This is a genomic window from Micromonospora sp. WMMA1996, from assembly GCF_002573675.1.
Lineage (GTDB): Bacteria > Actinomycetota > Actinomycetes > Mycobacteriales > Micromonosporaceae > Micromonospora > Micromonospora sediminicola.
In genome coordinates this window covers 259,556-286,334 of sequence record NZ_PDHU01000001.1, presented here as the reverse complement: position 1 = coordinate 286,334, position 26,779 = coordinate 259,556, and the positions used below count along the sequence as shown (strand labels likewise).

The 26,779-nt window shown below is 75.0% G+C and carries 30 protein-coding genes; 9 read left to right on the top strand and 21 right to left on the bottom strand.

The features are described 5' to 3' along the window. Window positions 1-768 (bottom strand): SDR family oxidoreductase, encoded by a 768-nt coding sequence (locus tag COO58_RS01415; protein WP_098743513.1) that lies wholly within the window; start codon window positions 766-768, stop codon window positions 1-3. 101 nt (window positions 769-869) lie between these two features. On the opposite strand from COO58_RS01415, the gene COO58_RS01410 reads away from it, so the two are divergent. The 4 genes from COO58_RS01410 (at window position 870) to COO58_RS01395 (ending at window position 3,240) form a co-directional block, all read left to right on the top strand. Beyond that, the gene (locus COO58_RS01410; RefSeq protein WP_091581251.1) at window positions 870-1,718 is read left to right on the top strand and encodes a helix-turn-helix transcriptional regulator; all 849 of its coding nucleotides are present in this window, start codon (window positions 870-872) and stop codon (window positions 1,716-1,718) included. Between the two features lie 133 nt (window positions 1,719-1,851). Continuing rightward, window positions 1,852-2,565: a hypothetical protein gene (locus COO58_RS01405; RefSeq protein ID WP_098743511.1), complete on the top strand. Its 714-nt coding sequence runs from the start codon at window positions 1,852-1,854 to the stop codon at window positions 2,563-2,565. Between the two features lie 13 nt (window positions 2,566-2,578). Beyond that, window positions 2,579-2,839: a hypothetical protein gene (locus COO58_RS01400; RefSeq protein WP_091581243.1), complete on the top strand. Its 261-nt coding sequence runs from the start codon at window positions 2,579-2,581 to the stop codon at window positions 2,837-2,839. Further along, window positions 2,836-3,240, top strand: coding sequence for a hypothetical protein (locus COO58_RS01395; protein WP_091581239.1), 405 nt, complete (start codon window positions 2,836-2,838; stop codon window positions 3,238-3,240). The genes COO58_RS01400 and COO58_RS01395 overlap by 4 nt, the downstream gene beginning before the upstream one ends. A gap of 6 nt (window positions 3,241-3,246) precedes the next feature. On the opposite strand, the gene COO58_RS01390 is transcribed toward COO58_RS01395, so the two are convergent. Genes COO58_RS01390 through COO58_RS01375 form a run of 5 tightly spaced genes read right to left on the bottom strand, consistent with a single transcriptional unit; the run spans window position 3,247 to window position 5,417 of the window. Further along, window positions 3,247-3,702, bottom strand: coding sequence for an SUKH-3 domain-containing protein (locus COO58_RS01390; RefSeq protein ID WP_176558717.1), 456 nt, complete (start codon window positions 3,700-3,702; stop codon window positions 3,247-3,249). Further along, window positions 3,699-4,217, bottom strand: coding sequence for a hypothetical protein (locus COO58_RS30065; RefSeq protein ID WP_176558716.1), 519 nt, complete (start codon window positions 4,215-4,217; stop codon window positions 3,699-3,701). Before COO58_RS30065 ends, COO58_RS01390 begins: the two co-directional genes overlap by 4 nt. Beyond that, on the bottom strand, window positions 4,210-4,704 hold the full coding sequence (locus COO58_RS01385; protein WP_091581232.1) for a hypothetical protein: 495 nt from the start codon (window positions 4,702-4,704) through the stop codon (window positions 4,210-4,212). Before COO58_RS01385 ends, COO58_RS30065 begins: the two co-directional genes overlap by 8 nt. Before the next feature lie 4 nt (window positions 4,705-4,708). Further along, entirely contained in the window at window positions 4,709-5,026 is a 318-nt protein-coding gene (locus COO58_RS01380; protein WP_098743510.1) for a hypothetical protein, read from the bottom strand. 7 nt (window positions 5,027-5,033) lie between these two features. Next, window positions 5,034-5,417, bottom strand: a complete 384-nt coding sequence (locus tag COO58_RS01375) for a YbaB/EbfC family nucleoid-associated protein (protein WP_245666857.1) — start codon at window positions 5,415-5,417, stop codon at window positions 5,034-5,036. A 250-nt stretch (window positions 5,418-5,667) separates the two neighbouring features. Between COO58_RS01375 and COO58_RS01370 the strand changes: the two genes are divergently transcribed. Beyond that, complete coding sequence (locus COO58_RS01370) at window positions 5,668-9,009, top strand: AAA family ATPase (RefSeq protein ID WP_098743508.1); 3,342 nt, start codon at window positions 5,668-5,670, stop codon at window positions 9,007-9,009. Window positions 9,010-9,365: 356 nt separating this feature from the next. Here COO58_RS01370 and COO58_RS01365 read toward each other — a convergent pair whose 3' ends face one another. From COO58_RS01365 to COO58_RS01355, 3 genes are read right to left on the bottom strand one after another with little or no spacing between them, the layout of a single operon-like run. Beyond that, complete coding sequence (locus COO58_RS01365; RefSeq protein WP_091581216.1) at window positions 9,366-10,223, bottom strand: ABC transporter permease; 858 nt, start codon at window positions 10,221-10,223, stop codon at window positions 9,366-9,368. After that, window positions 10,220-11,233 carry an ATP-binding cassette domain-containing protein gene (locus tag COO58_RS01360; RefSeq protein ID WP_098746025.1) on the bottom strand — a complete coding sequence of 338 codons (1,014 nt, stop codon included), beginning with the start codon at window positions 11,231-11,233 and terminating at the stop codon, window positions 10,220-10,222. Before COO58_RS01360 ends, COO58_RS01365 begins: the two co-directional genes overlap by 4 nt. 27 nt (window positions 11,234-11,260) lie before the next feature. Beyond that, window positions 11,261-11,815: an NADPH-dependent FMN reductase gene (locus COO58_RS01355; protein ID WP_091581212.1), complete on the bottom strand. Its 555-nt coding sequence runs from the start codon at window positions 11,813-11,815 to the stop codon at window positions 11,261-11,263. 112 nt (window positions 11,816-11,927) lie between these two features. Here COO58_RS01355 and COO58_RS01350 point away from each other — a divergent pair, with 112 nt between their 5' ends. Then, window positions 11,928-12,431 carry a GNAT family N-acetyltransferase gene (locus COO58_RS01350; protein WP_091581208.1) on the top strand — a complete coding sequence of 168 codons (504 nt, stop codon included), beginning with the start codon at window positions 11,928-11,930 and terminating at the stop codon, window positions 12,429-12,431. A gap of 30 nt (window positions 12,432-12,461) precedes the next feature. On the opposite strand, the gene COO58_RS01345 is transcribed toward COO58_RS01350, so the two are convergent. From COO58_RS01345 to COO58_RS01320, 6 genes are all read right to left on the bottom strand, one after another. Then, window positions 12,462-13,445 (bottom strand): aldo/keto reductase, encoded by a 984-nt coding sequence (locus COO58_RS01345; protein WP_098743507.1) that lies wholly within the window; start codon window positions 13,443-13,445, stop codon window positions 12,462-12,464. 116 nt (window positions 13,446-13,561) lie between these two features. Further along, window positions 13,562-14,416: an aldo/keto reductase gene (locus COO58_RS01340; protein WP_098743505.1), complete on the bottom strand. Its 855-nt coding sequence runs from the start codon at window positions 14,414-14,416 to the stop codon at window positions 13,562-13,564. A gap of 135 nt (window positions 14,417-14,551) precedes the next feature. Beyond that, window positions 14,552-15,091, bottom strand: a complete 540-nt coding sequence (locus tag COO58_RS01335; RefSeq protein WP_098743504.1) for a DUF1697 domain-containing protein — start codon at window positions 15,089-15,091, stop codon at window positions 14,552-14,554. Window positions 15,092-15,128: 37 nt separating this feature from the next. Continuing rightward, complete coding sequence (locus tag COO58_RS01330; RefSeq protein ID WP_091581194.1) at window positions 15,129-15,884, bottom strand: FkbM family methyltransferase; 756 nt, start codon at window positions 15,882-15,884, stop codon at window positions 15,129-15,131. 13 nt (window positions 15,885-15,897) lie between these two features. Then, a complete protein-coding gene (locus COO58_RS01325; RefSeq protein ID WP_304363126.1) occupies window positions 15,898-17,697 on the bottom strand; it encodes a sulfatase in 1,800 nt (599 codons plus the stop codon). Beyond that, window positions 17,694-18,509, bottom strand: coding sequence for a CDP-alcohol phosphatidyltransferase family protein (locus COO58_RS01320; protein ID WP_176558715.1), 816 nt, complete (start codon window positions 18,507-18,509; stop codon window positions 17,694-17,696). The genes COO58_RS01325 and COO58_RS01320 overlap by 4 nt, the downstream gene beginning before the upstream one ends. Before the next feature lie 143 nt (window positions 18,510-18,652). Here COO58_RS01320 and COO58_RS01315 point away from each other — a divergent pair, with 143 nt between their 5' ends. Further along, a complete protein-coding gene (locus COO58_RS01315) occupies window positions 18,653-20,251 on the top strand; it encodes a helix-turn-helix transcriptional regulator (protein ID WP_098743501.1) in 1,599 nt (532 codons plus the stop codon). Here COO58_RS01315 and COO58_RS01310 read toward each other — a convergent pair. Together COO58_RS01310 and COO58_RS29825 are read right to left on the bottom strand one after the other, a co-directional pair. Beyond that, window positions 20,190-21,329 carry an oxalate decarboxylase family bicupin gene (locus COO58_RS01310; protein WP_098746019.1) on the bottom strand — a complete coding sequence of 380 codons (1,140 nt, stop codon included), beginning with the start codon at window positions 21,327-21,329 and terminating at the stop codon, window positions 20,190-20,192. The two genes, COO58_RS01315 and COO58_RS01310, sit on opposite strands and share 62 nt — an antisense overlap. Further along, on the bottom strand, window positions 21,326-21,559 hold the full coding sequence (locus tag COO58_RS29825; protein ID WP_091581179.1) for a hypothetical protein: 234 nt from the start codon (window positions 21,557-21,559) through the stop codon (window positions 21,326-21,328). Before COO58_RS29825 ends, COO58_RS01310 begins: the two co-directional genes overlap by 4 nt. Before the next feature lie 103 nt (window positions 21,560-21,662). Here COO58_RS29825 and COO58_RS01305 point away from each other — a divergent pair, with 103 nt between their 5' ends. Both COO58_RS01305 and COO58_RS01300 read left to right on the top strand, forming a co-directional pair. Beyond that, entirely contained in the window at window positions 21,663-22,166 is a 504-nt protein-coding gene (locus COO58_RS01305) for a helix-turn-helix transcriptional regulator (RefSeq protein WP_098746021.1), read from the top strand. A 34-nt stretch (window positions 22,167-22,200) separates the two neighbouring features. After that, complete coding sequence (locus COO58_RS01300) at window positions 22,201-23,664, top strand: serine hydrolase (RefSeq protein WP_098743499.1); 1,464 nt, start codon at window positions 22,201-22,203, stop codon at window positions 23,662-23,664. A gap of 52 nt (window positions 23,665-23,716) precedes the next feature. Here the strand turns inward: COO58_RS01300 and COO58_RS01295 are convergent, their stop codons facing one another. The 4 genes from COO58_RS01295 to COO58_RS01280 form a co-directional block, all read right to left on the bottom strand. Further along, window positions 23,717-24,217: a hypothetical protein gene (locus COO58_RS01295; RefSeq protein ID WP_098743498.1), complete on the bottom strand. Its 501-nt coding sequence runs from the start codon at window positions 24,215-24,217 to the stop codon at window positions 23,717-23,719. Between the two features lie 102 nt (window positions 24,218-24,319). Next, entirely contained in the window at window positions 24,320-25,024 is a 705-nt protein-coding gene (locus tag COO58_RS01290) for a hypothetical protein (RefSeq protein WP_098743496.1), read from the bottom strand. 2 nt (window positions 25,025-25,026) lie between these two features. Continuing rightward, window positions 25,027-25,815 (bottom strand): ABC transporter permease, encoded by a 789-nt coding sequence (locus COO58_RS01285; protein WP_091581163.1) that lies wholly within the window; start codon window positions 25,813-25,815, stop codon window positions 25,027-25,029. Next, a complete protein-coding gene (locus COO58_RS01280; protein ID WP_098743494.1) occupies window positions 25,812-26,711 on the bottom strand; it encodes an ABC transporter ATP-binding protein in 900 nt (299 codons plus the stop codon). Before COO58_RS01280 ends, COO58_RS01285 begins: the two co-directional genes overlap by 4 nt. Between the last annotated feature and the right edge of the window lie 68 nt (window positions 26,712-26,779).

Below are 26,779 nucleotides of genomic sequence, written 5' to 3'. Positions count from 1 at the left end.
TCAGGTCGCGGCGTGCGGGTCCGCCGCGTTGAGCGTGGCCACCACCTGCGCGTAGTCGCCGCGCGCCTCGGCGTGCCGGAGGAACTTCACCCGCTCGACCTGGATCTCGGTGGCGTCCGGCTGCGCCTCCAGCAACGCCACCACCTCGGTCACGAACTCGTCCAGCGGCATGGCGAACTCGCTGGTCTCCTGCCCCGGCAGCAGCCCGGTCCGCACGGCCGGCGGGACCAGCTCCAGCACCCGTACGCCGGTGTCGGCCAACTGCAACCGGATCGACTCGCTGAGCATGTGGATCGCCGCCTTGGAGGCGTTGTAGCTGGGCGTCACCCGCAACGGCACGAACGCCAGGCCGGAGGAGACGGTGACGATGGTCGCGTCGCCGCGCCGCGTCAGGTGCTCGACGAACGCGCCGATCAGCCGGATCGGGCCGAGCACGTTGGTGGTCACCACCTCCTCGGCCGAGGCGAGGAACGTGTCCGGCGAGCGCCAGTCCTCGATCCGCATGACGCCGGCCATCGCGACCAGGACGTTGAGGTCGGGGTGCCGAGCCAGCACCTGTTCGGCCGCCATCGCGATGCTCGCCGGGTCGGTGGTGTCGATCGCGACGGTGTCCAGGCCCGGGTGCGTCGCCGCGATCTCCTCGAGCAGTTCGGTACGCCGGCCGCCGACGATCACCGTGTTGCCCCGGTCCTTCAGGGCGAGCGCCAGCGCCAGGCCGATCCCGCTGGTGGCGCCGGGGATGAAGATCGTGTTTCCGGAGATGTCCATGCCGCCAGCATGGTGCGGCCGGACCCGGGCGGGGAAGAGATCGCCGATCGGGGGATCGGGGATCCCTGGTTCGCGTCCGACAGCGGCCGGATACTCGGATCATGGACCGCGCAGCCCTCGCCGACTTCCTCCGCCGACGCCGCGAGACCCTGCGCCCCGGCGACGTCGGGCTGCCCGAGGGCGCCCGGCGCCGCGCCCCCGGCCTGCGGCGGGAGGAGGTCGCCGCGCTCGCCGCGATGTCCACCGACTACTACACCCGGCTGGAGCAGCGGCGCGGGCCGCAGCCGAGCCCGCAGATGCTGGCCGCGCTGGCCCGGGCGCTGCGGCTGACCGGGGACGAGCGCGACTACCTGTTCCGGGTGGCCGGACACAGCCCGCCGGAGCGGACGGCCACCCCGACCCACGTCGCGCCGGCGCTGCTGCGGGTGCTGGACCGGCTGGCCGACACCCCCGCCCTGGTCCTGTCCGACCTGGGCGAGACGCTCGTGCAGAACCGGCTGGCCGCGGCGCTGCTCGGCGACCGGACCGGCCACACCGGCCTGGCCCGCAGCGGGATCTACCGGTGGTTCACCGATCCGGCCGAGCGGGAGCGCTACCCGGAGGACGACCGGGAGCGGCAGAGTCGCGCCCAGGTCGCGAACCTGCGCGCCGCGTACGGGTCGATGGGCGCCCGGTCGCGCGCCGGCGAGCTGGTCCGGGCGTTGCGGGCGGTGAGCCCGGAGTTCGCCGAGCTGTGGGAGCGGCACGAGGTGGCCCAGCGCTTCGCCGATCACAAGACGCTCGTCCACCCCGAACTCGGCCCGATCGAACTGGACTGCCAGGTGCTCTTCACCGAGGACCAGTCGCAGGCGCTGCTGGTGTTCACCGCGCCGCCGCGCAGCGAGGCCGCCGAGAAGCTGCGGCTGCTCGGCGTGCTCGGGCACGAGAGGTTCCCGTCCTCCGCCCCGTGAACCCGGCACAGGAACGGTCGTTCACGCCGCCGGGAATCCCCGGCTTTCCTGTCAACCTCCCGTCACGCAGCGTGTTTTCCTGATCCCTTCCGGTCGATAGCGTCGGGGCACTGCCGTCGACGAAGGGCCGACGATGAACGACAACGGACACCCGCTCGACCGTCGGCGACTCCTCGCCGGCGCGGCGGCGGCCTCGGCGGTCACCCTGACCGGCCTGGCCGTCGCCTCCACCACCGGCGCCGCGGCGGCGGCGCCGGCCCGTCCCGGATCGCCGCTGATCACCCGGGACCGGATCGCCACCGCCGCGCTGCGCGCACCCGACGGGTCCGCGCCCGCGGTCGCCGTCCAGGCCGACTTCCACGCCCGGCTCACCGCCTGGCTCGCGTTCTGGTCGGCGAACTCGCCCCGCGCCTGGAGCGCGCCCGTGCACGTGGTCGCCCGGATCGAACCGGCCGGCGACGCGCTGGTCCTGCACGCGATCCGCCACCGGCGCGACGACGAGCTGCACGCCGGCTTCGCCGCCGCCCGGCGCGACGCCGCCCACCTGGCCACGCTGGCCAGCCTGCACCACCACTTCCCGAGCGTGCGGGTCCGGCCGGACGGCACGGTCCGCGTCGGCGACGGGGCGGCCGGGTTCACCGGCGCGTCCGAGCAGGTCGCCTTCGCGGTCGCCGCCTGCCGGGAGCTGTGGGGCGACGCGGCGGCCACCGCCGCCCGCTGGCCGAAGCACGCCGGGCGGGTGCTCGCCCGCGTCGGGCAGCCCGCCGATCCCGCCTCGCACGTCGGCTGGGCGGCCTTCACCCGGACCAGCCTGCGTCGCGGGCTGGGCACCGAATCGTACGAGTGACCGGAGGTAGCACATGGCCCGCAACGAGTTCCGCTTCGTGGTCGACGGCGTCGACCTGACACCCGACCAGCAGACCCTGATCGCCGGCGAGATCCAGAAGGCCGGCCTGGCCGCGCTGGGCACCGCCAACGCCAAGCTGACCAACCCGCTGACCCTCGGCCACGGCAACATCAAGCTGCGCCCCGAGTGGTACGGGCTCTGGGTGCTCGACGGCCCGTTCGCGCAGGACCTCGGCCAGAAGATCAACGACATCGGATTCTGGATCCAGCGGTGACCGACGCCGCCCGACCGGCCGGTCCGCCGGAGCGGATGTGCCCGAGCACCCCGGCGTCCAACGCCACGGTGTTCCTCGGCATGATCACTCCGGCGGGCCGGGTGGCCTACGTGACTCCGGCCGTGCCGGCCGAGGTGGCGCTCGCCGGGGCCGGCGACTCGGACGAGCCGATCGAGAGCCGGGTCCGGCTCGCCGGCCCCTGCGTCACCTCGTCCTGCGGCTTCTGGACCGGCTCGCACTGCGGGCTGGGCGCCCGGATGGCCGCCTCGTACGCCGAGACCGCCCCGCCCGCCGAGGAGACGCTGCCGAAGTGCGCGATCCGGCGTACCTGCCGCTGGTTCGCCGAGCAGGGACCGGCGGCGTGCCCGGCCTGCTCCCACGTGGTCACCGACGCCCGCTGAGCCGCCTCACCACTCCTCGGGCGCGTCCTCGCCCTCAAGCAGCCGGGCCAGACCGACCCCGCCGGTGCCGAGCCGCTTGACCTGGTCGTTGAAGAGCAGATGGACGTTGCCGGCCACGTCGATCGCCAGGCTGCCGTGTCCGTCGTACTCCTCGCCGACCGGATAGAGCTGGCCGGCCGTGGCCGCGTCGAAGCTGTCGAACCACGCCTTCTGGCCAAGGCAGAGGGTCGGGTCGAGGCGTACGCCGACCCGCGCGTAGTCGCGCCCGGGGCCGCTTACCCGCACGGTCAGGCCACCGAATTCGGTCAGGAACGCCCGGGCGGCATCGTGCGCCGAGAACCCCTCCGGGGCGAGCGCGGACACCCACGCGGTGACGTCGACCCGCCGCCGCGGCGACCAGCCCGCCGCCTTGAGTTCCCGGGCCGCCCGGGCCGGCAGGTCCCACTCGTCGCCGTGCCTCACAGCGCCTCCCTGAGGTCGAACTCGTTCCGCAACGACTTGCAACTGTTGCAGCAGGGGTTGTGCGCGCCGTGCCCGGGGTTGCCGGGGGCGCGGATACGCGCCGCGCCGATGGCGCCGCCGCGTGGGTCGACACCGCGGTCGAGCAGCTTCGACAACGACTGCGGCAGCGCGCAGTTGCCGTGCCACGGCGCGCGGAGGTTCTGGGGGACGCTGTCGAGGGCCCGGGCCACTTCGCGGTGGTGAGGATAGATCTTGTCCGGACCGTCACTCACCGACACCGCGGTGTGCCGGCCGTCGGCCGTCGTGACCGCCTCCGCGGTGCCGTTCGTCCGCCCGGCGCGCTGCTGCGCATCGGCCTCCTGTCGGGCCCGGTAGGAGGCCTGCCGGGCCGGGGAGGCGTGGCGCGTGGGCGGGGCGTCGGGACTGCCGCGCCGACGGCGCTTGACCTTCTTGACGTCGCGGACCCACTCCCGGGCGAACTTCGCGGCGAGCTTGCCGGTGCGATTTCTAACCATCGATCAACCGCCAGACCGCCTCCTGCATGAGGTTGCCGACGATGGTGCGGGCCAGCGCCTGAAAGACCGGGATCTCGAGCAGCGACGCGCCGAAGGTCGGGCCGGCGGTAGCGACGGCCTGCGCGATCTCGATCGCCAGGACGGCAAGCTGCACGATGACCGCGATCTTCAGGGCCAGCACGATGGCCGCGCAGACGATCAGCCCGGCACCCCCGACCACCGCGCCGGTGGCGTTGCTGGCCAGGCTCGCGGCCGGGCTCTCCGCCCCGTCCCACCAGGTCTGGAAGGCCTCGATGTCGCCGCCCTCGTTGCCGGTCAGCGCGTTGGTGGCGGCGCTTACCGCCGAGTCGACGAACGCGTTCACCTCGTCGCTGAACTCGACCCACGCCCGACCCAGCTCGAACAGCTTCTGCTCGTCCGAGGCCGGCCAGTCGTAGCCGAGAATGTCGAGCAGGCTGCGCAGCTCGCCGGGAATCTGGAGACCCATGCCATCAACCCCTGAGCCGACGGGCAAGGGCGTGGAACAACTCGCTGGTGTCGGCCTCGTTCTCCTCGTGCGAGCGCGCCATGGCGGTGAGGTCGTCGCCCGCGAGACCGACCTCGTCGGCGGCCTCGGCCAGTGCCTCGAAGACGAAGCCGGAGGCCTCCTCGTAGGCCATGGCGAGCAGCGAGCCCGTCTCGTCGTCGCCGAAGATTCCGCCGATGCCGGCCAGCCGGACCTGAAAGGCGGCCAGGCGCCGGGAGAAGTCGTCGGCGGCCGACCGCATGGAGGCGCCCGCGGCGGCCAGCCCGTCCGGATCGATCTGCATGACCGGCCTACCCGCCCCGGCGGCTCAGCCGCTCCTGCGCGTAGGCGAGTCCGTCGAGGAAAGACGTGAACTGCCGGGCGGCGTCCTGCTGGATGGTTGTCAACTGCTCGCTCAGCCCCGCGAGGTCGACCGGCCCGGCGGTCGTGGTGACGGTCCGCTGGAGGTCGGCCATCGCGTCGTTGACCGCGGCCATGATGTGCGCGATCAGCGTCGTGAGATCGAGCCGGAGCAGGCGTGGATCGACCTCCATCGCGGTCACCCGGCCCGGCGGCGCGGTGCGCACCCGGACCAGGCCATCGGCCGCCTCGCCGGCCCCCTCCGGCAGCGGCGCGCCAGATCCTCCGTCGACGGACTGGTGAGCGGCCAGCGCACGCAGGGTTTCGGTGAGCATTTCGTCCATTCCAGACGGCTCGACTGGCACCTGACCCACGCTCCCCGTACGACGACCTCTCGCGATCGTAGGGCAACAGGGGAACCACATCTGCCCCCTCGCGTCCGGTCGCCGATGGCCCGGACCGCGACCGGCCCGCCCCGCGTCGGCGATCGGGGCCGATCGCGGAGCCTCGCCCCGCCGTACGGGAATCGAAGCGGCCATGTCGCCCGCGTCGGATGTCGGACCGGTCGACTAGCGTCGGGAGGTCATGGAGTCGCGGTTCGGCGAGGAGATCATCGGGCGGGAGCACCCGGCCGGGCTGCTGCGTGCCGAAGTGGCCCGCGTGATCGACAGTCATGGGGGCCTCGTCCTGGTGACCGGCGAGCCGGGCATCGGCAAGACGGCGCTGGTCTCGGCCGCCGCCGACGAGGCCCGTCGGCGCGGCGCGCTGGTGCTGGGCGCCGCCTGCTGGGACTCCGACACCGCCCCCGACCACTGGCCCTGGGTCCAGGTGCTGCGCCGGCTGGCCCGGGCCGGCGACGACGACTCCGGTGCCCGCGAGGCAGCCGACGTCGGCCTGGTGGCCCTGCTCGGCGATCGCGCCGCCGTGCCGGCTGACCGTGCCGGAGGGAGCGACCACGGCGCCGGTCTGGGCGGGCCGGCCGACGACGGCGGTCGGGCCGAGTTCGACAAGCACGACGCGGTGACCACCGCCCTGGTCGCGGTGGCCCAGCACCGGCCGGTCGTGGTGGTCCTCGACGACCTCCACTGGGCCGACCCGGCCTCGCTGCGGCTGCTCCAGTTCGCCACCCAGCACACCTGGTTCGAGCGGCTGCTGCTGATCGGCACCTACCGCGACGCCGAGGTCGAAGCCGGCGACCACCCGCTGCGGCCACTGCTGCTGCCGCTGACCGCGAAGGCCACCACGATCACGCTCACCGGCCTCGGGCGGGACGAGGTGGCCGCCCTGATCACCCGCACCGCCGGTCGCGAGCCCGACGCCGACCTCGTCGACGAGGTGCACCGGCGCACCGGCGGCAACCCGTTCTTCGTCGAGCAGACCGCCCGGCTCTGGCACACCGACGGGCTGGCCGACACCATCGCCCCCGGCGTCCGGGAGGCGGTGCGTCGCCGCCTCGACCAACTGCCCGCGCCGGTGGTCGAGGCGCTCACCGTGGCGGCCGTGCTCGGTCGCGAGTTCCACCGTCAGGTCCTCGCCGCCTGCGTGCCCGCCCCGGCCGCCCAGGTCGACCGGCTGCTCGACCGGGCCGCCGCCGCCCGCCTGGTGCTGGCCCGGGGCGGCGGTCGGTTCGCGTTCGTGCACGACCTGGTCCGCGAGACGCTCTACGACGGCCTCGCCGAGGACGAGCGGCAGGCCCGGCACGCCGCCGTGGTCCGGGCCGTCGACCGGTCCGCCGCGGTGACCGACCGGCTCATCCCGGCCGACCTGGCCCGGCACGCCTGGCTCGCCGGGGCCGAGCTGGACCCGGCACGCGCCGGTGACCTGCTGCTGGCCGCCGCCCGCGACGCGAGCGGCCGGCTGGCCGTGGAGGAGTCGGTGCGGCACTTCCGGCGTGCGCTCGACCGCACCGACGAGCCCGCGCGCCGGGTGCGGGTGCTGCTCGAACTGGCCGGGCTGCTGCACCACGCCGGCGCGCCGGAGGAGGTCGAACGGCTGCTGGTCGACGCCGCCACGCTGGCCCGGGGGCTGGACGAGCCGGCCGTGCTGGCCCGGGTGGCGCTGACCGCCCACGGGCAGCACTCGGCCACCCGCCGCCGGCTCGACGCCGCCGCGCTGGTCCGCGAGGCGTACGGGCGGTTGATCGGCGAACCGGAGCCGGACCGGTCCACCGGAGCCCTGGTCACCGACCTCATCACCGCCACCGAGACGCTCGCCCGGCACGGCCGCGACGACGAGGCGCTCACGTTCAGCCTGTGGGCCCGGCACGACACCACCTGGGGGCTCGGCACCGCCGAGGAACGGGCCGTGGTCACCGCCGAGATCCGGGAGGTGGCGCGCCGCACCGGCGACCGGGACACCGAGTTGTGGGCCACCTCGCTGCGCTGGGTCGCGTTGCTGGAGCTGGGCGACCCGGGCTACCGGCACGAGCTGACCGCGTTCGTGGCCGGCTGCCGCGAGGGCGACGTGGCCCGCCAGCGGATGGCGGCGACCGTCGACAGCGGCATCATCGCCGCCCTGCGGGGCGACTTCGCCGGCGCGGAGTCGTGCTACGCCGAGATGGAGGGCTACGGCGAGTGGGAACACTCCGACCACGCCTTCATGGCACACCACCTGCGCTGGACCCTGCTGCTCCTGCGCGGGCGTCTCGCCGAGGCCGAGGCCCTGCTCGACCAGGCCGGCGCGGGTCACCCGCAGGTCGAGTTGCTGCGCGGGATCACCGCCGCCGAACGCGGCGACACCGCCACGGCGCTCCGGCTCACCGCCGAGATCGAGGCCGCCGGCACCACGTACCCCCGGCCCGTGTCGCCGGTGTGGCTGCGCCTGCGCGCGCAGGCGGCGGCGGTCGACGGCGAGCCGGGTCGCTGCGCCGAGGTGCGGGCGGCCCTGGCCCCGCACCGGGGCCGGTGGATGGTCGCGCTGTTCGGCTGCGACGTGGCCGGCCCGGTCGACCTGTGGCTGGCCGGTGTGGACGCGGCGCAGGGCAGGTGGGACGACGCGGTGACCGGCTACGCGGCGGCCCGCGACGCCGCCGACCGGCTGGGCGCGCGTCCCTGGTCGGTGCTGGCCCGGGCCGGGCTGGTCGCCGCGCTGACCGGGCGCGGCGGGCCGGGCGACGCGGCCGGGGCGACCCGGCTGCGCGCCGCGGTGGTGGCCGAGGCGCGGGCGCTGGGCATGCCCCAGGTGGTCGACCGGCTGGGGTCGGCGGACGCCTTCGGCGACATCTCCGCCCGGACGACGGGGTTGTCCCCGGGTGGCGCTGCCCTCCCCGCGACGGAGCTGTCCGGGGGCGGGCGGGTCGAGGGGCAGGGCCGCGACACGCCGACGTCGGGGGTCGGTGGCACCGGCACAACTCCCTCCAGTGTGGACGGAGTCGACCCGGGGTGGCCGGAGTTCCGCCCGGACGGGCCGGTGTGGCGGCTCGCGTGGGCGGGTGTCGTGGTGCACCTGCCCGACGCCAAGGGCCTGCACGACCTGCGGCTGCTGCTGGGCCGGCCGGGCGTGGACGTGCCCGCGATCGACCTGCTCGACCCGGCGGCCGGGCCGGAGCTGGTCGCGGCCGGTCGGCTCGGCGCCGATCCGGTGCTCGACGACGAGGCGAAGGCCCGCTACCGGCAGCACCTGCGGCGGCTCGACGACGAGATCGACCGGGCCGCCCGGCGCGACGACGAGCGGCGGCTGGCCGCCCTGGACGCCGAGCGCGCCGCCCTGCTCGACCAACTGCGGGCCGCCGCCGGGCTGGCCGGGCGCAGTCGCCGCCTCGGCGACCAGGCGGAGCGGGCGCGCAAGGCGGTCACCGGCCGGATCCGTGACTCGCTGCGCCGGATCGACCAGCGCCACCCGGCACTGGCATCCCACCTGCGTGACTCGATCACCACCGGCACCTCGTGCCGCTACCTACCGCCCGACCCGATCTCCTGGCGTCTCTGACGCCTCCTGGCCCGGCCCCGCCCCCGCCCTGGCTCGTCGATCTTGGAGTTTTGGCTCCCGAAGTACCCACTTATGTCGGATATGGCAGGTGCCACAACTCCAAGATCGATGAACTGCATCACGCTGCCGGCCGGTGGTGGTGGCGGGGTGGGGGATCCACGCGCGACGAGCCCGGCATGCGCCATCTCTCGGCCCGGCGAGCCCGTCTGCACGGGGCGAGCCGGCGGAGTCAGCCGGCATTCGGTCGTGTCCGTCGCGCGGGGTGAGCCCGTACCCCCGTGTGAGCCGCGGGGTGCGACGAGCCGCGTTCGCCGCCTCGGCCGGGCGGTTCGGCCGAGGCGGCGACGGAGCGGACGTCAGCGGCGGTTGTAGCGGTACATGGTCAGGGAGCCGAAGACCGCGACGAAACCGGCGCTCCACAGCAGCAGCCACATCGTGTTGGTGGCGTCCATCGAGCCGCCCATCGCGGCGCGCACCGAGGCGACCAGGTGGGTGATCGGGTTGACCTTGACGAACGCCTGCAACCAGCCCGGCATGGTGGACGGGTCGACGAACACGTTGCTCAGGAACGTCAGCGGGAACAGCACCATCATGCTGACGCCCATCACCGACTTCTCGCTGCGCAGCACCAGGCCGAAGAACGTCCACACCCAGGAGAACGCGAACGAGAAGACCACCAGCAGGCCGATCCCGGCCAGCACGCCGGGCACCCCGCCGTCCGGACGGAAGCCGAGCACCAGGCCCACGGCGAGGATGACCAGGGCGGCCAGCACGTAGCGCAGCACGTCACCGAAGATCATCCCGACCAGCGCCGCCGGCCGCCACACCGGCAGGGTGCGGATCCGGTCGAAGACACCCTTCTCGATGTCGTTGTTCAGGCCCACCCCGGTGTACATGGTGATCATCACGACGCTGGTCACCATGATGCCGGGCAGGAAGAACTGGAGGTACGCACGCGGGCTGTCGGCGAGCGCGCCGCCGAACAGGTACGTGAACATCAGCACCATGATGATCGGGAACGCGGTGACGTCGAACAGCTGCTCGGGCACGTGTTTGATCTTCAGCATGGCCCGCCAGCCGAAGGTCAGCGACGCGGAGAGCGGTCCCGGCCGGGCCGGTCGCTCACCGGGGGCGAGCACGGTCGCCAGCGCCTCGGCGGAGGGCACGTAGACGGACGGCGCGCGCCCGGCGGTGGTCGTCGCGGTGTCGCTCATCGGGCCGCCTCCAGCTCGTCGTCCCGCTCGTCCGTCGAGACGGCCGGGTGGTCGGTCAGGGCCAGGAACACCTCGTCCAGGCTGGGCTGGCCGAGGGAGAAGTCGTCGACGACGATGCCGGCCCGGGCCAGCTCGCCGAGGGCGCGGGCGGCCTGCTCTCCGGCCTCCAGGTCGGTGCCGTCCTCGCCGACCCGCGCGGTCAGCGCCACCGGGTCCGCCGCGAGCTGCACCGGCACGCCCAGCGTGGTCCGCAGCACCTGCTCGGCCCGGGACCGTTGCCCGGCGTCGCGCAGTCGCACATGGACGGTGCCCGAGCCGACCGACGACTTCAGCTCGCCCGGGGTGCCCTCCGCGATCACCCGGCCGTGGTCGACCACCGCGATCCGGCCGGCGAGCTGGTCCGCCTCGTCCAGGTACTGCGTGGTCAGCAGCACGGTGGTGCCGTGCGCCACCACCGCCCGCACGATCTCCCACACCTGGTTGCGGCTGCGCGGGTCGAGCCCGGTGGTCGGCTCGTCCAGGAACAGCAGGTCCGGCGTGTTGAGGATGCTCGCCGCGATGTCGATGCGCCGCCGCATCCCGCCGGAGTACTTCTTCACCTGCCGGGCCGCCGCCTCGGTCAGCCCGAACGCGGCCAACAACGCCTCGGCCCGGTCCCGCGCGGCCGGCCGGCCCAGCCCGAGCAGCCGGCCCAGCAGGACCAGGTTCTCCGCCCCGGTCAGGTCCTCGTCCAGCGAGGCGTACTGGCCGGTCAGGCTCACCCGGGCGCGGACCGCGTCGGCCTGGGTCACCACGTCGTGGCCGAAGACCCGGGCCGTGCCGCCGCCGGGGCGCAGCAGCGTCGCCAGCACCCGTACCGCGGTGGTCTTGCCCGCGCCGTTCGGCCCGAGCATCCCGTACACGGTGCCGGCGGGGACCCGCAGGTCCAGTCCGTCGAGCGCCCGGGTCGAGCCGAACGACCGGACCAGGCCGTCGGCCTCGACGGCCAGGCCGGTGTTCCGGTTACTCATGATCACTACCTCTCTCCGTGGGTGTTCTCAGCAGGCGTACGGGCGGGCCGCGCGACCGTCGCGCAACGCCAGGCCCCACCAGCAGAGCTCGTCGAGGAGCAGCCGGACGTCCTGCCGGAGCCGTTCCTCGGCGTGCCCGGTGGGCTCGCCGTCGAGCAGGTCGACGCCGACGGTGTCCCGCACGGTCGTCGCGTGCAGCGCGGTGAAGACCGTCCGGAGCTGGTCGACCGCGTGCAGGCCGACCGACCGGCAGCCGTACGAGACGAAGCCGACCGGCTTGGCCTGCCACTCGTCGTAGGCGACGTCGATCGCCTGTTTCAACGAGGCCGGGAAGCTGTGGTTGTACTCCGGGGTGACCACGACGAACGCCTCCGCCCGCGCCACCCGCCCGGCGAACTCCCGCATCGCCGGCGTCGGCTCGGCGGGCAGGGCGGTCGGGAGGTCGTACCCGGCGAGGTCGATCTCCTCGACCACCAGCCCGTCCCGGCGGCGGGCCTGCGCGGCGAACCAGCGCCCGATCCGGTCGCCGACCCGTCCCTCACGTGTGCTGCCGATGAGCACGGCGAGCCGCAACGGCGTCATGCTGCCCTCCCTCGCTGCCGGCCTCACCCTGACGGCGCCAGACCGGGCGCGACGGTCCGCCAGATCGAATCTGGCGGGACACCTGTCGGGGGTGTCTGGTGCAATCGGGCGCATGGCAGAGGTACGCATCGTCCGGTGGGGCGTCGACGACCTGGCACTGCTGCGAGCGCTGAACGTCCCGGAGGTGCGGGCGCACACCGGCGGCCCGGAGACCGACGAGCAGGTGCGCGCCCGGCACGAGCGCTACCTGCGTGGCCCGGGCCCGCGCAGCGGGAACATGTTCACCGTGGTCACGCCGGACGGGACGAGGGTGGGCAGCGTCGGCTTCTGGCCGCGTGAGTGGCGCGGCGAGCAGGTGTACGAGATGGGCTGGGCGGTGCTCCCGGCCCATCAGGGGCGGGGCCTGGCGACGGCGGCGGTGCGCGCGGTGGTCGCGGCGGCCCGGGCGGCGGGTGACCGGCGCTTCGCGCACGCGTACCCGTCGGTGGACAATCCCCCGTCGAACGCGGTCTGCCGCAAGGCCGGGTTCACGCTGCTCGGGGAGACGGAGTTCGAATACCCGCCGGGTCGCCTGATGCGCTCGAACGACTGGCGGATCGACCTGACGGCCGGGTGACCGCGACGGGCCACCCGGCCGGACGGTCGATCAGCGGGCCGCGTCCAACCGGGCCCGCTGCTCGGCGGTCAGCTCCAGGTCGACCGCGCCCAGGGCCTCGTCCAGTTGCGCCACCGAGGAGAAGCCGACCAGCGGGATCGCCGGCAGGTCGCCGCCCATCAGCCAGGCCAGCACCACCTGGTTGACCGTGGCCCCGGTCTCGTCGGCCACCGCGCGCAGCGCCGCCAGCCGGGCCGGGGTCGACGGCAGGGCATACTCCTCGCCCAGCCGCTCCGGCTTCGCGTACGCCCCCTTGAGCAGCGGCGAGTACGCGACGAGCGTGAGCCCGGGCTCGGCCCGCAGGTAACTGGCCAGGTCCGGGCCGACCCAGCCGACGTCGCCGTCCGGGTCCAGCGCGTTCGGCAGGTCCACCCGCGACGGCAGGTAGCTGCGGTGGTACTGGAGCACCTCGTACCCGGGCAGGCCGGCCGCGGCGGCGATCGCGCGGGCCCGCTCGACCCGCCAGGCGCGGTGGTTGCTCGCGCCCAGCAGCCCGACGGTGCCCTCGGCGACCAGCTCGGCGAAGCCCTCCACGGTCTCCCGCAGCGGGACGTCGTGGTCCTCGATGTGGGCGTAGAGCAGGTCGATCCGGTCGAGCCCGAGCCGCTCGCGACTGCGTTCGGCGGACTCGCGGATCACCTTCGCCGACAGGCCCTCCGCGTTGTCGAGGTAGCTGGTGCCGGGCGCGAGCGGACGGGCGCCGAGCTTGGTGGCGAACACCACCTCGTCGCCCACCCCGCGGCTGCGCCGCCAGCGGCCGAGCAGTTCCTCGCTCTCTCCGCCCTGGCCGCCGTTCTGCCAGAAGGCGTAGTTGTCCGAGGTGTCGACGAACGTGCCGCCGGCCTCAACGTAGCGGTCCAGGACGGCGTACGAGGTGGCCTCGTCGGTGGCGGTGCCGAAGAGCATCGCGCCGAGGCTGAGCACGCTGACCTCGCGGCGGGTGGCCGGGTCGGTGCCGATGGTGCGGTAGCGCATGGTGTTCCTCCCCGTCGGAGCGTTTCCGGCCACCCTGCCCCTTCGAGTGCGCGCGAAGTCAAACGCGACGGAGGGGCCCCGGTTCCCCGGGGCCCCTCCGTGACGTGTCCGACGGCTCAGCTCGGCACGTAGTCGAACGTGTCCGGGTTCGGGCCCTGCCGGCCGGCCTCGCCCCGGCCCAGGCCGGTGAGCCGGTCCATCGCGGCGTCGTCGAGCGAGAAGTCGAAGATCGCGAAGTTCTCCTCGATCCGCTTCGGGGTGGTCGACTTCGGGAAGACGATGTCGCCGCGCTGCACGTGCCAGCGCAGCACCACCTGGGCCGGGGTCCGCCCGACCTCCTCGGCGATGTCGACCACGGTCGGGTCGTCGAGCACCTTGCCCTGGGCGATCGGTGACCACGCCTCGGTGAGGATGTTGTGGGCGGTGTCGTACGCGCGCACCTCCTCGTTGCCGAAGTAGGGGTGCGCCTCGATCTGGTTGACCGCCGGCACCACGTCGGCCTCGGCGGCCAGTCGCTCCAGGTGAGCGACCTGGAAGTTGGACACGCCGATCGACTTGACCTTGCCCTCCCGCTGGAGGTCCTCCAGCACCTTCCAGGTGGAGACGAAGTCGCCGTCGTAGAGGGTGGGCAGCGGCCAGTGGATCAGGAACAGGTCGAGGTGGTCGAGCTTCATCTCGCGCAGCGACTGCTCGAACGCCTTGCGGGCGTCGTCCGGTCGGTGGAAGCCGTTGTTCAGCTTGCTGGTGACGAACACCTCGTCCCGGTCCAGCCCGGAGGCGCGCACCGCCTGACCGACCTCGGCCTCGTTGCCGTACATCTGGGCGGTGTCGATGTGCCGGTAGCCGATCTCCAGCGCGGTGCCGACCGCCTGCGCGGTGTCCTTCGGGTCGATCTGGAACACCCCGAAGCCGAGCTGCGGGATGGTGTTGCCGTCGTTGAGCGAGATGTCCGGAACGCGGTTGGCGGCCATGTCGATTCTCATCTCCGATCGTTCAGGGGTGCCCGGGAGCGCTTCCACGCGGTGGCTCCCGGAGCGTGCCACCCGGTGTCTCTACCCGCTCGCCCCGCGTCCTCACGGCCTCGGGACGGTGATCTGGGACAAGCCTCAGCCGGCGGTGAGGTCGCGCAGGGCCAGCACCGACTTCCAGTTGCGGACCGTCGCCGCCACGCCCAGCACCTTCTCCAGGTAGGTGTTGGTGAACTTCGTCCGCCCGTAGCGGCCGGTCGGGAAGTGCAGGTGCACCTCCCGACCGGTCAGCGCGTACTCCATGTCCTCGCCGGCGGGCACGGCCAGCTCGCGGGCCCGCGCCGGCGCGGGCGCGGCGGACAGGAACGCCACCAGCACCCGGGTCGGGTCGTCCTGCCGCCCGGCGTACGGGCTGGCGTCGACCACGGCGGCCAGCTCGCCCGCGTCCCGCACCAGGACCGGCACCCGCAGGCCCAGCTCGTCGGCGAGGCGCTTCGCGATGCCCTCGGCGAGGACCTCACCGTCGGTGGGTGGGCTGGTGAACACCACGTTGCCGCTCTGCAGGTAGGTCTTGACGTCGGTGTGCCCGAGGTCGGTGACGAGGCGTCGCAGGTCGGCCATCGCCAGTTGGGCGTTGCCGACGTTGACGCCCCGCAGCAGGGCGGCGTAGCGGGCCATCGATCCTCCTCGCGGCGGCGGTCCGGCCCAGCCTAGGTCAGGCGGAGGCCAGACGGGCGTAGACGTCGCCGGAGCGGCCGGTCGGGCGGTACGTCTCCAGCAGCCGCACCAGGCCGTCCGCGTCCAGCCAGCGCTCAGCGGCGAAGCGCATGGTCTCCACCGGGGAGAAGTTGTAGCGGTAGCCGCCCGCCCGCGCGCCCAGCCGCTCCACGAGGTCGAGCGCGGCGAGCGCGGCGTCGTGCGCCGGCGGGAGGTACTCGAAGGAGAGCCCGCGCACCGGCCGGCTGAGCCCGGACAGCACGTCGACCTCGAAGCCCTCGACATCGACCTTGCAGAACGCCGGCTCGCCGTGCCGTGCGACCAGGTCGTCGAGCGTCACCACCGGCACCTCGACCGACCGGTCCCACCGGACCTTGGCGAAGCTCGGGTCCGCCGTGACCGAGTCGATCCAGGACGACGACATGGTGGACACGGTCGGCGTGGCGGAGGACAGCTCCAGCCGCGCCTGCCCGGCCCGGGCGCCGACCGCGGTGGGCTCGATCACGACCCCGTCGTCCCGCCCGAAGGCCAGGCGCAGCACGCGCAGGCAGTCCGGCTGCGGCTCGACCGCGACCACCCGCGCGCCGAGCCGCCGCCAGGTGCGTACCCGCCCGCCGACGTGGGCGCCGATGTCGAAGCCGAGGTCGCCGGGGGAGAGGAACTGCCCGTACAGCTCCCGGGCGCGCCGGTGCTTCGCCGGCTGGCCGTGGTAGATGGCCAGGGAACGGGTGATCCCCCAGGCCCGCGCGAGCATCGTCACGACATTCCTAACTGTGGGTGCGGGACTGCGGTCCGAACGTCCGCAGGAAGCGGTCGCGGAACGACTCCATCGGCCAGACGGGGGCGTCCGGGGCCGGGTTCAGGCCGTCCTGCCAGCCCCATCCGGAGATCCGGTCGAGCACGGCCGGGTCCTTGGCCACGATCGTGATCGGCACGTCCTTGTCGGCCCCCTCGCCGGTGATCGACCGGGCCGGCTGGTGGTCACCGAGGAAGACCAGCACCAGGTTCTCGTCGCCGTACCGCTGGACGTAGGAGATCAACGTGCGCAGCGAGTAGACGATCGACTTCCGGTAGGCCCGGCGGGTGCCCTCGTCGGCGCGGGGGGCGCGGTTGGTGCCGGTGAAGACCGACCCGTCACCGAGGTCGTCCCAGTCGACGAGTTTCGGCACCGGCGACCACGGGATGTGGCTGGACAGCAGCGGGATCTCGGCCATCACCGGTGCGTGCCCGGGTGCCCGCTCCGCGCGCTGGAACGCCTCCAGCGTGAACTGGTCCGGCGGCGAGGAGAAGCTGAACGTCGGCCCCCGGTAGCCGAGATCCTCGGCGCCGTAGACCCGGTCGGGGGCGAAGAAGTCGGCCTCCGGCCAGGCCCGGGTGAGCGCCGGCATGACCAGCGACGTCCGCCACCCGGCGCGCCTGAACGCGCCGTTCAGGGTCAGGCGGTCGCTGCGCACCAGGTTGGTGTAGCGCAGCTGGTTGTCCGCCCGGATGCCGCTCATCAGCGTGGCGTGCGCCAGCCAGCTGCCCCCGCCGGTGGTGGACGAGGTGAGGAACGCGCTGCGGCTGCCGTAGCCGGCCGCGCGCAGTTGCCGCGTCCCGTCGTCGAGGACGGCGTCCACCTCCGGCGCCAGCTCCGGGTCCTCCACCGCGACCCGGCCGTAGCTCTCCACGAACGTGACCAGGACGTCCTTGCCGCGCAACCCGGTGAGCAACTGGTCGCCCGGGGCGTCCTGGAACGGGTCGCCGGCGAGCTGGGTGCGCAGCCGCTCCTGGTCGTGCAGCCCCGAACGCACCTGCCCGGCGCGGTCGTACACGCCGGTCGCGACCGTGTCGGCGGCGACCGGTAGACCCGGGACGACCTGCGCGCCGAGCACGGCGCAGACCACCCAGGCGGCCGCGAGCGCGGTGGCGGCGCGGGTGCTCGCGACCCGGTGCCGGGCCGCGACGCCGGCCAGCCGCCGCACCGACAGCGTGACCAGCACCGGTACGGCGACGACCGCGGCCACGGCCGCGACGACCGCGCCCACCTGGGCGGCCCGGCCGTAGGACTCGGCGAGGAACTCCGCCCCGGCGGCGAGGAAGGCCCAGTCGGCGATCAGGTCGAACGGGCGGTCGAGGACCGTCGAGAAACCGAGGTCGACGATGGTCAGCACCAGGACCAGGCCGAGGAGCGCGCCGAGCAGCGTGGCCAACACCCGGCGCGGCCGGGCCGGCAGCACCAGCAGCAGGGCGACCGCGACCAGCCCCTCCACCGGGATCCGGAGGAACGCGGCCGGGGCGAGCAGGTCCACCTCGTTCGGCAGGGTCAGGGCGACCAGCACGAGCACGGCGGCCAGCGCGGTCACCACCAGGGCCGGCACGCGCCGTCGCCGAGGCGCGGCGCCGTCCGTGACGGCCTCGCCCGGGCCGTCGTCCGCCGGCTCGGCGTCCCCGGACGCGAGAGCGTCGTCGGTCGGCCGGCCGGACGCGGGGGCGTCGTCGGTCGGCGGGGCTGCCTCGGCTTCGGCGTCGCTCGTGGCGCGCGCCGTCTCGTCCCGCTGCGGGCGGGACGGTTCGTCGTGGGTCACGGCCGACGCGCCCCGACCTCGGCCGGACGGCGGGTGACCAGCACGCGGGTGCCCGGCTCCCACTCGGCGCGGGGGGCCACCGGCGCGGGGGAGACCGGAGCGGCCGGAAGCGACGCCCGCCGCGCCCGGTGCCGCCACAGCCACCACACGTCCCGGCCGAAGGACTCGACCAGCAGCGCGAGCGCGCCGACCACCGCCGCGACGGCCAGCGGCACGGGCAGCACGTCCGCCGCCACCACCGCCAGCACGATGCCCTGCACGGCCGCGACGGTCTTGCGCCAGTAGCGCGGCGGCAGCGTGCCGTTCAGCCACGGCAGCACCCAGCCGGCCGCGACGAAGGCGTACCGCATCGCGCCGATCACCAGCACCCAGGGGCCGACCTGGTCGGCGACGTGGACACAGAGGACCAGGACGAGGAAGGAGTCGGCCTCCATGTCGAAGCGGGCGCCGAGCGCGCTGACCGTGCCGGTGCGCCGGGCCACCTGGCCGTCGACCCAGTCCAGGGCGAGCGCGACGGCGGTCAGCCCGACCAGCGCCGGGACCGACACCGGTCGGCTGAACGAGTCCACCACCAGCGCGGTCACGCCGCCGGCCAGGGTGGCCCGGCTCAACGTGACCCAGTCGGCCGGCCCGAGCCGGCGTCCGCCCGAGCGCCGCAGCCCGTGGCTCAGCGCCGCGACCATCACCACCCCGCAGAGGAGGCCGGCCAGCCAGCCGTACCGGCCCAGGCCGACCGTGCCGTGGAGGCCGGCGAGCACGCCGACCTGGAGAATCGCCCCCGCGAATGGATCAGTTCGGAACGCAGACACCATGCCTCCGAGGTAGACGTCATGACCACACGTGTGTACGCAGAACATGCCCGTTCGGTTCGTTCTGATACCGGAAACTCACGATCACGAGTGGCTTTCATGTGAAACGTCCGTCCGGCCGGGCCGCCCGTGGTTGATTCGGTGCCGTGCCCGGACCCTACGGCGCGGCCGACCCGCACCGCCACGCCACGCTGCTGGCCGCCGCCGACCGGCTCGAACTCGCCGGGCGGGCGGCCGAGGCGCGAGACCTGCTCGCCGCCGAACTCGCCGCCGACCGGGCCGGCGCGGCCGACCGCGCCCTGCTGCGCGGACGGCTCGGTGCCGGGTACGGCCACGACCACCCGGCCGCCGCGCTGACGTACCTGGGTCTGGCCCGCTCCGGTGTGCCGCCGGAGCGCCGGGCGTGGTCGCGCGCCACCGAGGCGTGGGTCGCCGCGCGGGTCGGCCACCCCGACGCCGACGCCCTGCTGCGCTCGGCGGGCCGGGCGCGCGCCGCGTACCCGGCGCCGGCCGCCGCCGTGCGGCTCATGCTCGCCCGGGCCGCCCGCGCGCTGGCCACCGGCGCGGTGCCCACCGCCGGCGACATGCTCGCCGCCGTCGACCCCCACCACCCGGCGGTACGCGGGGAGGCCGTCGCGGTCCGTCTCGACCGGATCGAGGTCCAGCTCGCGCTCGGCCGGTACGAGGACGCGGCGGCGGCGCTCGACGCCGCGTACCCCGATCTGCCGGCGGTGGCCTGGCCGGCGCTGACCGCGTGGTCCGGCCGGCGGCTGCTCGCGGTCGGCGCGCTGCCGGAGGCGGACGCCCGGGCCCGGCTCGCCCTGGACCGGCCGGCCGTCCCGCTCGGCGTGGAGGCCCGCGCCGCCCTGACGGCGGTACGCGTCGAGGTGGCGTACCGGACCGGGCGGCCGGAGCGGGCTCGGGCGCTGCTCGCCGACGCCCGGCCGGCCCGGTCCTGGCCGGACCGGATCCCGTATGCGTCGCTCGGCCTCGCCGCCGCCGGCGACCCGGAGCCGGCGCGGCACCGGGACCTGCTCCGCGCCGTCGTGGCCGACCTGACCCGCACGGCGCGTCCGCTGCTGGCGGTCGCCCACTGCGGCCCGCGTCTGGTGCAGGCGCTGCTGCTGCTCGGTGACGCCCGCCGGGCGAGGGCGGTGGCCGACCGCCTCGCCGAGGTGGCCGGGCGGACCCCCGTACCCCTCTGGTCCGGGCTGGCCGGGCACGCGGACGGCCTGGTCCGCCGCGACCCGGAGGCGCTGCGGGCGGCGGTGCGCGCGCTGCGCCGGGCCGGCGCCCGGCCGGCGCTGGCCGACGCCCTGCTCGACCTGGCCCGGTCGCCCCGGGTCCGGCTGCCCGAGGCGCGCGCGGCGGCGCGGGAGGCGGCGGCGGTGTACGGGCGGTGCGGCGCGACCGGTGACCAGGAGACCGCCGAGCGGTGGGACGGGCATCTCGACGTCACCCGCCGCCGTCCGGCGCCCCGGCCGCCCGGGCACGGCCTGGCCGCGCTGACCGCCCGGGAGGCCGGTGTCGCCGACCTGCTCGCCGCCGGGGCGACCAAGCAGCAGGTGGCCGGCCGGCTGCACCTGTCGATCCACACGGTCGACACCCACGTCCGGGCCGTCTACGCCAAGCTGGGCGTGCGCAGCCGGCTGCAACTGGCCCGCCTGTGGGACGCACGGCCGGTCAGCGCACCACCGGACGCTTCTCCCTCGGCAGCGCCTCGATCATTTCGCGGGGCAGGTTGAGCGTCGCGGCGCTGATCTCCGCCGGCAGGTTCGCCATCCACTGGGTCAGCGAGATGTCCTCGAACCGGGGCTTGCGGAACATCTCCAGGAACACCAGCGGCTCGTCACCGACGTTCTCGATGTAGTGGCCGTAGGCGAACGGCACGTAGCCGACGTCGCCGGCCCGGAAGTCGAACGTGCGGGCCACGCCCGTGCTGGCGAACACGCCCATCCGGCCGTGCCCGGAGATCCAGTACTGCCACTCGTCGTCGGTCGGGTGCCAGTGCAGCTCGCGCAGGCCGCCCGGCTCGATCTCCACCAGCGCCGCGCAGATCGCGGTGGAGGCGGCGAAGTTCGCCGAGTCGGCGATCCGGACCGTGCCGCCGGGGAAACGCTGCGGGGCCTGGGCGAGCAGCCGGTGCTTGAACGTGCGGGGCACGTCGCCGGTCGGGCTGACCACCCGGTCCTCGGTCAGTGGCGGCGGCACCTCGCCGGGGAAGATGTACTTCTCGCGCTCCGGCAGGCTCTCCATCTGCTCCATGGTCCAGCCGAAGTTCTTGGCCAGCACGCTCCGGGGCGTGTGCGCGAAGAAGTCGCTGAGCAGGAACGTGCCGTTCTCCGAGAACGCGCCGTCGTCGAAGACCAGCAGGAACTCCACCCCCTCGTCGAGGGCCTGGATGTGGTGCGGCACGCCGTGCGGAAAGAACCAGAGGTCGCCCTGCCGCACGTCGTCGAGGAAGTTGCGGCCCTCCTGGTCGACCGCGCCGATCCGGCAGCTGCCGGAGATGACGTACGCCCACTCGGCCTGCTTGTGCCAGTGCAACTCCCGGTACGCCCCGGGCTCCAGCGCCATGTCCACGCCGGCCAGTTCGGTGGCGATCGGCAGCTCCCGCTGGGTCACCTCGCGGGTCCAGCCGCCGCGCTCGATCCGGGTGTGCGCGTCGGAGAAGGAGAACTTCAGGTTGGGCAGCGTGCCGGAGTCGGTGGGCGGCGGCGTCAGCACGTCCGGGTTCTCCCGGTCCCGGGTCACGTCGCGCGGTCCGGTGTCGCGGCCCCCGGCGCCGGCGCGTACCGGCTGGGGCGGGTCGGCGGAGGTCATGCTCGGCTCCTTCGGTAGGTCGGTGCGGTGCGGACGGGGCGGGGCGCCCGGAGCAGCGCGCGGGTGGCGGCCGGGCCGTCGCGCAGCGCCACCGCGACCGGTACGCCGAGGCAGGTCAGGCCGACGGCGGCGGCGGCCCAGGGGAGCCCCGCGACGGCGAGCGCGGCGGCGGCCAGCAGCAACGCGGCGAGCCGGCGGCGCAGCCCGGCCGGTGGGGAGACGTCGGTCATGCGCCGATCGTCCGGCGGAGGACCGGGGGTCCACATCACGCGTTCACGGGATCCCGGATTCCTCCACTTGCACGTAGCTACGTACTTACGTACCTTGGTGGGCGTGGCGAGTGTGGAGGAACGGCTGGCGGCCCTGGAAGCGCAGGTGGCGCGGCTGGTCGGCGCGGCACCGCCGGCCGAGGCCGACGACACCGCGCCGGAGGACGTGTTCTGGGCGCTCGCCGGCCTGAAGCGGCGGGTGCCCGCCGACGGCCCCGGGGCGGTGCTCTACACCGGCACCGTCCACACCGCCGACCGGCACTACGACTGGCAGTACGGCGCCACCGTCGACGACCTGCTCGACGGCGACTGGCCGGCGCTGGCCGGCACGCTCACCGCGCTGGCCCACCCGGTTCGGCTGCGACTGCTGCGGGAGATCCTCGGCGGCCGGCACGGCACCGCCGAACTGGCCGACCTCGACGGCCTCGGCACCACCGGGCAGCTCCACCACCACCTGCGGCAACTCGCCGCCGCCGGCTGGCTGCGCAGCGGCGCCCGCGGGCGCTACGACATCCCGCCCGAGCGGGTGGTGCCGCTGCTGGCCATCCTCACCGCCGCGCGCCGCTGACCGACCCCACCCCACCCCGACGGGAGGCAGCACCATGCGTACCCCGACCGTCCTCACGGTCGCCGCCGGCCTCGTGGCCGCGGCCGCCGCGACCGGCCTGGCGCCCCGGGCCCCCGACCTCGGCCGGCAGCAGACCGGCGACGCCGAGCTGGCCGCGACCGTCCGCGTCGCCGTCGACGACCCCGACGGCCTGCGCGGCCTCGCGGTGGCCTCGATCGAGGACGGCCGGATCCGGGTCGCCGGCCTCGGCGACCGGGCGCCGGGCGGGCCGGCCGTCGAGCCGGGCACCCCGTTCGAGATCGGTTCCGTCGGCAAGCCGCTCACCGGCATGCTCCTGGCCCGCCAGGTGGCGTCCGGCGTGGTCCGCCCCGACGACCGGCTCGACACCGTCCTGCCGGGCGTCACCGGCCCGGCCGGCGAGGTCACGCTCGCCGAACTCGCCAGCCACCGCTCCGGGCTGCCCCGGCTGCCAACCGGCCCGTCCACCTGGGCCGGAGCCTGGTGGACGTCGCTCACCGCCGGCAACGCCTACGCCGGCGACGACGTGGACCGCGTCGTGGCCGACGCCGCCGGGGTCGAACCGGGCGAAGGACGCGGCTCGGTCTCCTACTCCAACTTCGGCATGTCCCTGCTCGGCCAGGGGCTCGCCGCGCGGGCCGGTGTCGGCTACCCGGAACTGGTCGGGCGGGACGTGCTGCGGCCGCTGGGCATGACCGCCACCGTGGTCGCCACCGGGCCCGACCAGCTACCCGCCGCTCGGGCGGAGGGCGCCGCCGCCGGCGGCCGGCCCGCCGACGCGTGGGTGGGCGCCGGCTACGCCCCGGCCGGCATCGGCGTCTGGTCCACCGCCGAGGACCTGGCCCGGCTCACCGCCGCGATGCTCGCCGGCACCGCGCCCGGCGTCGACGCCGCCACGCCCCGCTTCGACGCCGGGGGTGACCGTCGGATCGGCTACGGCTGGTTCACCAGCCGGTACGGCGACCGGGAGATCGTCTGGCACAACGGCGGCACCGGCGGCTTCCGGGCGTACGTCGGCTACGACCGCGCCGCCGACCGGGGCGTCGTGGTGCTCGGCAACACCGCCCGCGACCTGGACGCGCTCGGCCTGCGGCTGCTCGGGGTCACCGGCGACGCGGCGAGCGAGTCGACCGGCCTGCCGGGCTGGATCGGCGGCGGGCTCGCGCTGGCGTTCACGTTCCTCGGCGGCCTGTCGCTGTGGAGCGTCGCCCGCCGCGGACCGGACCGGACCACCGTGCTCTCCGCCGCCGTCTGGGCGGTGCTCTACCTCGGCCTCGCGCACCGGCTCGGCGACTGGTCGGTGGTCCCGGGCTGGCTCTGGCCGCTCGGCGCGGCGCTGAGCGGGGCGGCCCTGGTGCCCGCCTTCCGGCGGTGGCGGGACCTGCCCGTCGTCGCCGGGGCGCCCCGCTGGCGGCGCGCGACCGGCGCGGCGCTGTCCCTGGCCTTCGCCGGGCTGGCGGTGGCGGTGATCGCCGCCTGACCCGCCGGCGTCCCCGGACAGGCGGGCGGCGCGTCGGCAGAGGCTGTCGGGGTCAGGCGGGGCGGCGGGGTGGGAGGCCCAGGGCGGCGCGGACCTTGCCGGCCGTCCGGTCACCGGTGTGCGCCTCGGCGGCCTTGATCTCGCGGCGCAGCACGGCACTGCTCCCGGCCTCGGCCGCCAGCTTCCAGTGCCGCAACGCGATCTCGTGCTCGGCGAGCAGCGCGGTCATCGGCGCCTGCACGGCCGCCGGCCAACTCGTGCCCCGGAGCTGCTCCGCACAGGCGGCATTGGCGGCGGCGACCGCACCGGCCCGCTCCCGCACCGTCCGCCACTGCCGACCGGCCTTCATCGCTTCCGCCAACTCGTCCCGCGCGATGTCGTACGGCGCGACCAGCGACAGGTAACGCCCCTTCGCCTCCTTGACGGTCAACGGCGCCGGGGAGGTCGGCGGGGCGCTCGACGGCGGCGGCAGGGCGACCTGTTCGGTCCCACCGCCGCAACCGGTGAGCAGCAGGGCCAGGACCAGGGCCGGAGGTGCGAGCCGAGGACGCACGGGGCCTCCCATCGGGCGATCGGGGGCCCCGAGTGTAGGCCGCCCCGCCCCGCCCCGCCGCCCGAGGTCGAGGTGGGCCAAGGGCGCCGGCGTGGTCCGGGGTCAGTGGTTTCGGGGGTGGGGGACCAGGCGCCAGTATTGGCGTTTTCCCTCGTCGCGCACCACGACGCCGAGCCGGGCCAGCTCCCCGTGCAGCTCCCGGGCCTCGTCGCCGTGGCCGCCGTCGACGGCCCGCTGCCGGGCCCGCAGCAGGGCGTCCGCGCCGGGCGGCAGCCCGGGCAACCCGGCCACCCACCGCCGGTAGGCGTCCCGGTGCGGGTCCTGCCCGGTCCACGGCCAGCCCTGCCGGGTGAACGCCGCGCGCAGCCGCTCGGCGCTCAGGTCGGACCGCTCCCGGGCCAGTTCGCCCCCGGCGTCGTCCAGCAGGACCAACGCCCTGCCGTCGACGAACACGCCGGTGACAGCGGCCCGGGCGACGTCCCGGCCGTGCCCGTCGCGGTGCAGCCGCACCGACCGGTGGCCGACCGTCACGGTCAGCCGCTCCCGGGCCCCCAGGAACGCCAGCACCAGGCCGGCCAGCGCCGCCACCCCCGCGCCGACCGGGTACGCCCGCTGGTCCGGCCATCGGTCGAGCAGCTCGAACACGCCCTGGAAGGGGAACCAGGCCAGCCCGGCGATCCAGCCGGACACGGCGGTCAGCCCGGCGCCCAGTCCCGCCCCGAGCAGCGGGAACCCGACCCACATCAGCACCAGCTCGCCGGGCCCGCCGTCGACCACGACGACGTCGCCGGGTTCCCGGGCCGCCACGGTCAGGACACCTCCCGCCGCAGCGTGCGCACCAGCCCGGCGGCCAGCGGGAGGACCATCCAGACGGCCAGCGAGACACCGAGCCGGCCCCACTGCCCGGCGGTCACGTCCGGGCCGAGCAGCGGCTCCATGGTGAGCGAGGTGTCCAGCCAGCCGGCCGGCTCCCGCAGCGCCTTGATCATCGCCGACAGCACGCTCCACACGGTGGGCAGCAGCAGGTAGGTGACGATGGCCAGCGGCGTGTTCAGCAGCAGCAGGCCGAATCCGGCGCCCATCAGCACGTTGGCCACCTGGAACACCGCCGCGTACGGCAGCAGCTGCCAGTCGAACGTCCACGCCCCGGCCCCGCCGGTGGCCCGGGCGGCGAGCGTGCCGACGGCGGCGACCGCCAGGCTGACCAGCACCGAGCCGAGCGCGGCCAGCACCACCGCGACGAGCTTGGCGGCGATCACCCGCTGGCGGCGGGGCACCAGCGCGAACGTGGTCAGCGCGGTGCGCTGCGACCACTCGCCGGTGATGGAGAGGATGCCCAGCACCGGCAGCAGCAGCCCCACCGGCAGCAGCGACGGGGTGAAGAAGGCGGTGAAGGTCTGATCCTCCGGCTCGACGACGAAGAGCTGCACCACCACGATCACGGCGGCGATCAGCCCGATCGTGACGAGCAGCCAGCGCCCGGCCCGGGTGTCGGCGAGCTTGCGCAGCTCCACCCCGGTCAGCCGGGCCAGTGAGGGACCGGAGACGACCGGCTCGCGCCGGGCCGGGGCCGTGGTGGGGACGGTGGCGGTGGTCATCGGACGGCCTCCTTGGTCGACGCGCCGGCGGTGAGGGTGAGGAAGAGCTGTTCCAGGCCGCCGGTGCCGGCCGGGCGCAGTTCGGTGAGGACCAGCCCGGCGTCGGCGGCCGCCTGGCCGACCTCCCCCGGCTCGGCCCGGACGACGAAGCCGCCGTCGGTGCCGGCGGTGGCCGGCAGCGCGGCCCGGTCCAGGGTGAGCCGCAGGGCGTGCTGGTCCCGGGCGCGGACCAGGGTGCCGGCCCCGGCCAGCAGCTCGTCCTTGCCGCCCTGGGCGACCACCGCGCCGCCGCCGATGACCACCAGCCGGTCGGCCACCGCCTCCACCTCCCGCAGCAGGTGGGAGGAGAGCAGCACCGTGCCGCCCCGGTCGGCGAAGTCGCGCAGCAGGCCGCGCATCCAGAAGATCCCCTCCGGGTCCAGGCCGTTGGCCGGCTCGTCCAGGATCAGCACCCGGGGGTCGCCCAGCAGCGCCAGCGCCAGGCCGAGCCGCTGCCGCATGCCCAGGGAGTACGCGCCGACCCGCCGTCGCGCGGCGGTCTCGTTCAACCCGACCAGGTCCAGCTTCGCGGCGACCTGCCCCCGGTCCACGCCCATGGTGCGGGCGGCCAGGGTGAGCGTCTCCCGGCCGGTGCGCCCGGCGTGCTGGGCCGAGGCGTCGAGCAGGACGCCGATCTCCCGCCCGGGGTTGGGCAGCTCACGGTAGGGCCGGCCGGCGACCGTGGCGCCGCCCGAGCTGGGCGGCGTCATCCCGCAGATCATGCGCATCGTGGTGGACTTGCCGGCGCCGTTCGGGCCGAGGAATCCGGTCACCGTGCCCGGTTCGCAGCGGAACGTCACGTCCTCGACGGCGGTGTGCGGGCCGTACCGCTTGGTCAGGTGGTCGACTTCGATCATGCCGAGAAGCCTGCCGGGGCCACCCGGTGATCCGCTGCGGCCTCCGGTAGCTGCCGGCGCCGACCGAG

Coding starts and splice junctions, on each gene's coding strand:
- COO58_RS01415 (WP_098743513.1), bottom strand. CDS start 768: ATGGACATCTCCGGAAACACGATCTTCATCCCCGGCGCCACCAGCGGG.
- COO58_RS01410 (WP_091581251.1), top strand. CDS start 870: ATGGACCGCGCAGCCCTCGCCGACTTCCTCCGCCGACGCCGCGAGACC.
- COO58_RS01405 (WP_098743511.1), top strand. CDS start 1,852: ATGAACGACAACGGACACCCGCTCGACCGTCGGCGACTCCTCGCCGGC.
- COO58_RS01400 (WP_091581243.1), top strand. CDS start 2,579: ATGGCCCGCAACGAGTTCCGCTTCGTGGTCGACGGCGTCGACCTGACA.
- COO58_RS30065 (WP_176558716.1), bottom strand. CDS start 4,217: ATGGTTAGAAATCGCACCGGCAAGCTCGCCGCGAAGTTCGCCCGGGAG.
- COO58_RS01385 (WP_091581232.1), bottom strand. CDS start 4,704: ATGGGTCTCCAGATTCCCGGCGAGCTGCGCAGCCTGCTCGACATTCTC.
- COO58_RS01380 (WP_098743510.1), bottom strand. CDS start 5,026: ATGCAGATCGATCCGGACGGGCTGGCCGCCGCGGGCGCCTCCATGCGG.
- COO58_RS01375 (WP_245666857.1), bottom strand. CDS start 5,417: ATGCTCACCGAAACCCTGCGTGCGCTGGCCGCTCACCAGTCCGTCGAC.
- COO58_RS01370 (WP_098743508.1), top strand. CDS start 5,668: ATGGAGTCGCGGTTCGGCGAGGAGATCATCGGGCGGGAGCACCCGGCC.
- COO58_RS01365 (WP_091581216.1), bottom strand. CDS start 10,223: ATGAGCGACACCGCGACGACCACCGCCGGGCGCGCGCCGTCCGTCTAC.
- COO58_RS01360 (WP_098746025.1), bottom strand. CDS start 11,233: ATGAGTAACCGGAACACCGGCCTGGCCGTCGAGGCCGACGGCCTGGTC.
- COO58_RS01355 (WP_091581212.1), bottom strand. CDS start 11,815: ATGACGCCGTTGCGGCTCGCCGTGCTCATCGGCAGCACACGTGAGGGA.
- COO58_RS01350 (WP_091581208.1), top strand. CDS start 11,928: ATGGCAGAGGTACGCATCGTCCGGTGGGGCGTCGACGACCTGGCACTG.
- COO58_RS01345 (WP_098743507.1), bottom strand. CDS start 13,445: ATGCGCTACCGCACCATCGGCACCGACCCGGCCACCCGCCGCGAGGTC.
- COO58_RS01340 (WP_098743505.1), bottom strand. CDS start 14,416: ATGGCCGCCAACCGCGTTCCGGACATCTCGCTCAACGACGGCAACACC.
- COO58_RS01335 (WP_098743504.1), bottom strand. CDS start 15,091: ATGGCCCGCTACGCCGCCCTGCTGCGGGGCGTCAACGTCGGCAACGCC.
- COO58_RS01330 (WP_091581194.1), bottom strand. CDS start 15,884: ATGCTCGCGCGGGCCTGGGGGATCACCCGTTCCCTGGCCATCTACCAC.
- COO58_RS01320 (WP_176558715.1), bottom strand. CDS start 18,509: ATGGTGTCTGCGTTCCGAACTGATCCATTCGCGGGGGCGATTCTCCAG.
- COO58_RS01310 (WP_098746019.1), bottom strand. CDS start 21,329: ATGACCTCCGCCGACCCGCCCCAGCCGGTACGCGCCGGCGCCGGGGGC.
- COO58_RS29825 (WP_091581179.1), bottom strand. CDS start 21,559: ATGACCGACGTCTCCCCACCGGCCGGGCTGCGCCGCCGGCTCGCCGCG.
- COO58_RS01300 (WP_098743499.1), top strand. CDS start 22,201: ATGCGTACCCCGACCGTCCTCACGGTCGCCGCCGGCCTCGTGGCCGCG.
- COO58_RS01285 (WP_091581163.1), bottom strand. CDS start 25,815: ATGACCACCGCCACCGTCCCCACCACGGCCCCGGCCCGGCGCGAGCCG.
- COO58_RS01280 (WP_098743494.1), bottom strand. CDS start 26,711: ATGATCGAAGTCGACCACCTGACCAAGCGGTACGGCCCGCACACCGCC.